5 protein-coding genes and 1 pseudogene are annotated in these 7,011 nt (G+C 69.0%); 3 read left to right on the top strand and 3 right to left on the bottom strand.

All coding sequences use genetic code 11. The features are described from left to right. Positions 1–595: peptidoglycan-binding domain-containing protein (locus FV220_RS23220; RefSeq protein ID WP_147833386.1), on the top strand; the 595-nt coding region annotated here is incomplete at its 5' end. 266 nt (positions 596–861) lie between these two features. Here the strand turns inward: FV220_RS23220 and FV220_RS23215 are convergent. Beyond that, a complete protein-coding gene (locus FV220_RS23215) occupies positions 862–2,895 on the bottom strand; it encodes a YgiQ family radical SAM protein (RefSeq protein ID WP_147833385.1) in 2,034 nt (677 codons plus the stop codon). Positions 2,896–3,180: 285 nt separating this feature from the next. Here FV220_RS23215 and FV220_RS23210 point away from each other — a divergent pair, with 285 nt between their 5' ends. Then, positions 3,181–4,500 carry a diguanylate cyclase gene (locus FV220_RS23210; protein WP_187273515.1) on the top strand — a complete coding sequence of 440 codons (1,320 nt, stop codon included), beginning with the start codon at positions 3,181–3,183 and terminating at the stop codon, positions 4,498–4,500. Between the two features lie 67 nt (positions 4,501–4,567). After that, positions 4,568–4,909, top strand: coding sequence for a DUF1491 family protein (locus FV220_RS23205; protein WP_147833383.1), 342 nt, complete (start codon positions 4,568–4,570; stop codon positions 4,907–4,909). A gap of 24 nt (positions 4,910–4,933) precedes the next feature. Here FV220_RS23205 and FV220_RS23200 read toward each other — a convergent pair whose 3' ends face one another. Both FV220_RS23200 and FV220_RS23195 read right to left on the bottom strand, forming a co-directional pair. Further along, positions 4,934–6,067: a DUF2336 domain-containing protein gene (locus FV220_RS23200; RefSeq protein WP_018042247.1), complete on the bottom strand. Its 1,134-nt coding sequence runs from the start codon at positions 6,065–6,067 to the stop codon at positions 4,934–4,936. 107 nt (positions 6,068–6,174) lie between these two features. Then, a pseudogene (locus tag FV220_RS23195) lies at positions 6,175–7,011 on the bottom strand (heme biosynthesis protein HemY); the annotation flags it as partial.

Below are 7,011 nucleotides of genomic sequence, written 5' to 3'. Positions count from 1 at the left end.
GGCCATCGGCAGTTTCGGCCGGCTCTGCCTGCGCCGGCCCGGCGAAGTGCTCGGCTCGGTGGTGGCCATCGGCGCGGTGGCGGCCGTGGCCATGAATGCGCTGGGCTACCAGGGGGGACGCCACCCCGCGCCGCTCTTCCCGACCCTCGGTAAAGGCACCGCCGCCGCCAAGTCCACGACCGGCCCGTCGCCCGAGCCGGTCAAGGTCGCGGAGGCCCCGCCGCGCAGGATCGAGGCGCCGAAGGTGGAGACGGTTCCCGAACCGAAGGCCGCCCCGGCCACCGACGCGGCGAGACCCGTGCCTAAGCCGGCGGCTGCCGCGCCCTCCACCAAGCGCGACGTCATCGCCGACATCATCAAGGCCGGGGAGACCACGGCCTCGGTGACGCCGAAACCCGATCAGGCCGTGGCGCAGGCGCAGCGGGCGCTGGTGAAGCTCGGATACGGACCGCTCGTCGCCGACGGTGTCCTCGGCCCCGGTACACGGGCGGCCATCGAGAAGTTCGAGCGCGACCGCAAGCTGCCGGTCAAGGGCGTCGCCGCCGGTCGCACCTTGCGCGAACTCGCCTCGCGCGCCGGTTCGACCAAGGGGTAGGGCAAGGAATCCGGCATTCGGAGGCGGCTCGCGGCCTCCGTGAGGCTACCGGACACACACATCTGGTCGATGCTGGTTCCCCCTATCCAAGAGGGTTCGACGTGAAGCGCGACGGGCTCCCTCTCCTTCCAGGAGAGGGGACCCGCGGTGTCCGCGAGATGCGTGAATATCGTAGGCCCACGACGAGTGGCTTTCCGTGTGTCCGCCTCAGCGCGCAGAACCCCGAAAGCCTTTCAACGCATCCGGCTATCGCACGGGCGAGACCGTCATTTCCGCAGCGGCACGCCCTTGGTGGTGAAGCGCGGCGCGCCCGGATGGCGCATGGGGCGTGGCTGGCCTCCCGGCTTACCCGAGCCCGTTCCCGGCGGCTGCGAGGACGGAATGAGCTGGTCCGGCCTCGGCCCGATGAGGTCCGCCCGGCCCATGGCCCGCAGCGCCTCGCGCAACAGGGGCCAGTTCTCGGGATCGTGGTAGCGCAGGAACGCCTTGTGCAGCCGGCGCTGCCGCATCCCCTTGATCGCGTCCACCGGCTCGCTGCCGCCGCGCCGCACGCCCTGCAACGGGTTGATCTCGGTGTGATACATGGTCGTGGCCGTCGCCATGGGCGAGGGCAGGAACGTCTGGACCTGATCGGCGCGATAGTCGTTCTTCTTGAGCCAGACGGCGAGGTTCATCATGTCCTCGTCGGTCGTGCCCGGATGCGCCGCGATGAAATACGGGATCAGGTAGTATTTCTTGCCTGCTTTCTTGGCGGCGGCGTCGAACATCTCCTTGAAGCGGTCGTAGGTGCCGATTCCCGGCTTCATCATCAGGTCGAGGGGGCCGCGCTCGGTGTGCTCGGGGGCGATCTTGAGACGGCCGCCGACATGGTGGGTCACGAGCTCCTCGACGTATTCGGGGCTTCGCACCGCCAGATCGTAGCGCACGCCGGAGGCGACCATCACCTTCTTGACGCCCTCCACCTCGCGGACCTTGCGATAGAGCCGGATCAGGTCGTCGTGCGAAGTGTTCAGGTTCGGGCAGATGTCCGGGAAGACGCAGGACGGCAGGCGGCAGGCCGCCTCGATCTTCGGGTCCTTGCACGCCATCCGGTACATGTTGGCCGTGGGGCCACCAACGTCGGAGATCACCCCCGTGAAACCCGGCGTCTTGTCGCGGATCAGTTCGATCTCGCGCAGGATCGAGCCCTCCGAGCGGTTCTGGATGACGCGGCCTTCGTGCTCGGTGATGGAGCAGAAGGTGCAGCCGCCAAAGCAGCCGCGCATGATCGTCACCGAGAACTTGATCATGTCCCAGGCGGGGATCTTCGCGTCGCCGTAGGAGGGATGGGGCGCGCGGGCGTAGGGCAGGTCGTAGACCGCATCCATCTCGTCGCTGGAGAGCGGGATCGGCGGCGGGTTCAGCCACAGGTCGCGGTCGCCGTGGCGCTGGACGAGGGGGCGGGCGTTGCCGGGATTGGCCTCCCGGTGCAGCACCCGCGAGGCGCGGGCATAGGCCTCCTTGTCGTCCTTGACCTCGTCGTAGGCGGGGAGCCGGATCACGGTCTCGCCGGGGCGGCGGGAAGCGGCCTCGTCGGCCGAATCGAGATCGTCGGCGGGCAGCTCGGTGTAATGCTCGGGCACGCGGCGGAACAGGGCCACGCCCCGGACCGAGTCGAGTTCGTTCGGCGCTGCGCCGGCGGCGAGGCGGTTCGCCACCTCGACCACGGCGCGCTCGGCATTGCCGTAGAGCAGCAGGTCGGCCTTCGCGTCCGCCAGGATCGAGCGGCGCACCTTGTCGGACCAGTAATCGTAATGGGCGATGCGGCGCAGGGACGCCTCGATGCCGCCCAGGACGATCGGCACGTCCTTGTAGGCCTCGCGGCAGCGCTGCGTGTAGACGATGGTGCAGCGGTCCGGGCGGGCGCCGCCTTGTCCGCCCGCCGTGTAGGCGTCGTCGCTTCGCAGGCGACGATCCGCCGTGTAGCGGTTCACCATCGAATCGAGATTGCCGCCTGTGACGCCGAAGAACACCCTCGGCCGGCCGAGCGCCTTGAACGGCTCCGCCGATTGCCAGTCGGGCTGGGCGATGATGCCGACCCGGAACCCTTGCGATTCGAGCAGCCGGCCGATGATCGCCATCCCGAAGCTCGGATGATCGACATAGGCGTCACCCGTCACCAGGACGATGTCGCAGGCATCCCACCCGAGCGCGTCCATCTCGGCGCGGCTCATGGGCAGGAACGGCGCCGCCTTCCCGTAAAGCGGCAGCTTGCAGGCGATGGGAGCCGGTGAGCGACTCGCGGAAACTTGGAGGTCCATGGGGTCTGCATAGACCGCCGAAGCTCAGAGCTCAACGAAGGGCGAGGGAGCCGGGCGCCATGTCGAACGCTTGCGTCGTCTCGCCACCCGCCACGACGAGCCGACGCGCAAGAATACCTCCGCCCTCGCGCTCGCCGCGGTCATCGCCGTCCGGTGCCGATTGCATCGAGCACCCGATCTACTGGCGCGAAGCTTTTCCCAATCATCGCATATTAACCCATTTGCTGTTGACAATGCCTTGGTCACGCAGAGATCGGCATCCGCGGTATGACGGGATACGAAAAGGTGGGATCGATCGGCGGCCTTGCACTGCCGATCCTGCCGGCACCTGAATTCTCGGAATGCTGCCGGATCGCGCGGGCGCTCTTCAATGCGTCGGCCGCCACCGTCTGTCTTCGTGGCGAGCCCCGGACCTGGACGGATCTTGGCCCCGACGCCGGCCCCCAGCTGAGGAATGCCGCTGAGATGGCCGATGGGAGGCCCGATTGGGAGTGGCCCGCCCTCTGGTGCGGCGACACGCGAACCGACCCGGCCTTCACCGGATGGCTGCCGGCCGGTAACGGCGACGTCGGTTTCTTTGCGAGCGCCCCGTTCGGCCCGGATCAGGTCGGCCGTCTGTCGGTGCTGGATGCCCGTCCGCAAGCCGGCTCGCCAGAGAAGAGCAGGCTCCTCACCGACCTCGCCGCCATGGCCGGGCAAATCTACGATCTGGCCCGTGCCGTGCGCGGGGCCACGGAGCGGGAGGCGGAGTTCCGTCACCTCGCGGAAATGTCCACCGATACGATCATTCGCGGCAATCTCGACGGTATCCGCCTCTACGTCTCACCCTCCATCCGGACGCTCCTCGGATACGAGCCGGAGGAACTGGTGGGACGCAAGGCGATCGACATTGCCCACCCGGACGACATCCCGAACTTCGGGCGCTTCATGCAGAACGTGCGCGACGGCCATATCGACGTCGCAGTCATCGAACTGCGTCTCCAGCACAAGAACGGTGCGTGGGTCTGGATGGAAGCATCCCTGCGCTTGAGCCGCGATCCCGATTCGCAGGTGCCGAACGGCTATGTCGTCTCTGTTCGCGACGTCGGGCGGCGCAAGCTGCTCGAAGAGCGGCTGGAACAGCTTGCGTCTTTCGATCCGCTCACCGGCCTGCCCAATCGGTCGCAGTTCAGCCAACGCCTTCAAGCCGCGCTCGACCGCTCGAGCGGCACGAGCGACGATCTTGCCCTCTTCTACATGGACCTCGACAACTTCAAAGGCATCAACGACACGATGGGTCATGCGGCCGGCGATAGCGTCCTGCGGGTCTGCGCGGCCCGTCTGCGCGCTGAGCTGAGGCAGGACGATTTCGTTGCCCGCCTGGGAGGTGACGAGTTCACGGCCATCCTGACCGCCGATGAATCGGAACTGCCCGAGCTGGCCCAGCGCCTCGTATCCGCGGTCGGCGCGCCGATCCCTCATGGCGGCCAGGAGTTCCGTGTCGGATTGAGCGTCGGCATCGCCCGCGCGCCGCGCGATGGTACGTCTCCGGACGTCCTGCTGTCCGCCGCCGACCGGGCGCTCTATCGTGCCAAAGCCGCCGGCCGGAATACCTTCCGGTTCTGAGTGCCTTCTCCGGCGGGCATCCGTCAGGCCGGTCCCCGCGCCATGCCTTCGGTGCTATAGGCGGGCCATGCCTCGCCTGCGCTCCGATTTCTGGGTCTCCGCCCATCTCCGCCGTCTTGCCGTCGAGGGGATCGACGCGGTGCAGCGTCGGCGCGGCGCGCCCGAGGCGGGGGCGATCTTCGTGAAGGTCGATCGCCTGGATGGCCGGGCCGATCTCTATGGTCCGGCCCCGCAATCCCTCGTCGATACCGGGGACGGGGCCGATCGCAGCTTCGTCCGGCTGATGAGCGAAGCCTCGCCGCCCGATGTCGAGCTCCGCCTCGGCAAGGAACTGCTCTTCGACGACGATCTCTGGATCATCGAGATCGACGACCGCCAGGGCCGCCACCACCTCGATCTCGCCGAATAGGACGAGGCGAGGCCCCGGCGAGGGTCAGTTCGACGCCGATTGCCTCACGCGGCCGGGGAGGGCAGGGCGAAGCGGCGCACGCTCTGCGGCGGCCGGCGCCATGCGCGGGCGGACCGCATCGGGGGCGGTGTAGGGCTGGTGTGCAGTGCCGCCGTTGAGCCGCTCGGGCAGTGGCTTGTCGAGGACCGCGCTGAGAAGGTCGCGGGCCGCGCCGCTGGGGATGGTGCGGAACAGTTTCACCAGGTCGTAGACCCGGTCCACCGAACGAGCCACGGTCTCGTTGAGGGTGAGGAAGACATACACCGCCTCCTCTTCGTGCAGTCCGGCCGCGCGAAGGGCGAGGGTGAGGAGTTCGTAGCGCTGGCTCGGGTCCGGCGTCGCGCCAAGGAAGTTGCGCTGGAGACCGAGCATCTCAGCGAGGGCGGCGACGAAGCCGGCCACATCGTTTCTGCCCGAGAAACCGGTGAGGACGGCGCCCGCCTCGCGCGGCATGGGGGGCGACGGCCGAAGGGCCGCGCGCGAACCGACCGCCCGGCCGATCGCCTCGCGCAATTCTTCGTCGGCGAAGAGGAACAGCGGTGCCAGGTCCCCCGGGGCGAGATCCGGTCGGGCGAGAAGCGCCTGGGCCAGGTCGGGCTTCGTCCGCGCGCGGCCGACGAGGAGGGCGATGGTGGTGCCCTGAAGAGCGAGCTGCCAGTTCTCGGCCAGGGCGAGATCGATGGCGGCCACGTCGCGCGAGGCCATTTCCTCAATGAGGCTGCGGCTCAGATCGGCCCTGCGGGCGATGGCGGCGGCGATGTCGGATCCGTCGGCGAGGGCGGCTTCGATCACGCGGGCCGAGAGGTCCGGCGCCTGCGCGATGATGAGATCCCGGATCTCGCCGCCGCGCGCGGCGAGCGCCGCGAGTACGGATTGCGGGGTCGCGGGGAAGGGCGCCAGCTTGCGCGCCACGATCTCCGCCGTCTCGTCGTCGACGGTGGGGATCAGACCGCCAGCGAGGGATTCGAACGCCTCCACCGTCTTCCGGTCCCGCACCGAGGCGGTGAGGAACAGATCGGTCTGCACCCGGAGGATGACAGGTTTCAGATCGAGGTCACCGAGACGCGACAGTTCGATCAGGCCGGAGAAGTCCGGCGCATCGTCGAGAGATGGGGACATGGCACTTCGTTTACGCAGAACTCGCTGGACACAGCTTTAGCGAGCTTGCGTGAACCGACCTTTAAAGGGCGCCGCCGCGGCGCCGCCCTTCTTGCCCCATTGCGGGATCAACCGACCAGCCGGGCCTTGGTCTCGGCCGTGGAATCGGACCCCTTCGGCGGCGGGAACACCACCGGTGTCGCGGCGCCCGGCGCCATCGGTCCGGTGGACGGCGCGGAGGGGGCCGAGGCCATCTTGGCTCCGTTCACGGCCGTCGGTTCGGCAAGCTTCGTCGGCGCGGCCACGGGTGCACTCACCGGGGCCGGCATCTCCGTGCCCCGAATCGAGCTCGCGAGCGCCGGCTGGCTGCGGTCGTCCCCGTCGTCGAGGTCGCCGGTCACGTCGTTGTCCGACGGGCCTTCGAGCAGTTCGGTCGGTGCCTTCCAGACGAAGGCGTCGAGATGGCCGGTGACCGGCGAGACCGGCGCCCAGCGCTCCGAGGCGACCCCGTCGGCGATCCACATCGGATCGCGCGGGGCATGGGCGGCGCGGGCCAGCCATTCGCGCGCCCGGCCGGAGCCGGCACCGTGCTCGGCTTCCTCGACCTTCGCCATGGTGAGGCAGGCGCGCACCGTGGGGCGGTCCGCCATGAGAGGCGACAGGGCCTCGCGGGCCTTGCCGAATTCCTGCGCTTCCAGGGCCGCCTGCGCCAGAGCGAGGCGGGCTTCGGGATGCCAGGTGGAGATCCGCGCCAGGTTTTCCGCCCGGGCGAGCCGGTCGCGCACGGAATCGCCGACACGCAGGCCGAGATAGACCTTGGCGAGATCCGGGTGGGGATTGGCACGCCAGGCCGCCTCGACGATCTTGGCGGCTTTCTTCAGGTCGCCGCGCCGCGCCAGGAGGCGTCCGGCGACGCAGGCGGCGGGGACGAGGTCCGGCGCCAGCTTCACCGCGTCGAGGGCGCG

The organism is Methylobacterium sp. WL19, assembly GCF_008040005.1.
Classification (GTDB): Bacteria; Pseudomonadota; Alphaproteobacteria; order Rhizobiales; family Beijerinckiaceae; genus Methylobacterium; species Methylobacterium bullatum.
Note: the sequence above shows the minus strand (reverse complement) of the source record. Positions and strands in the feature narration are given on the sequence as shown.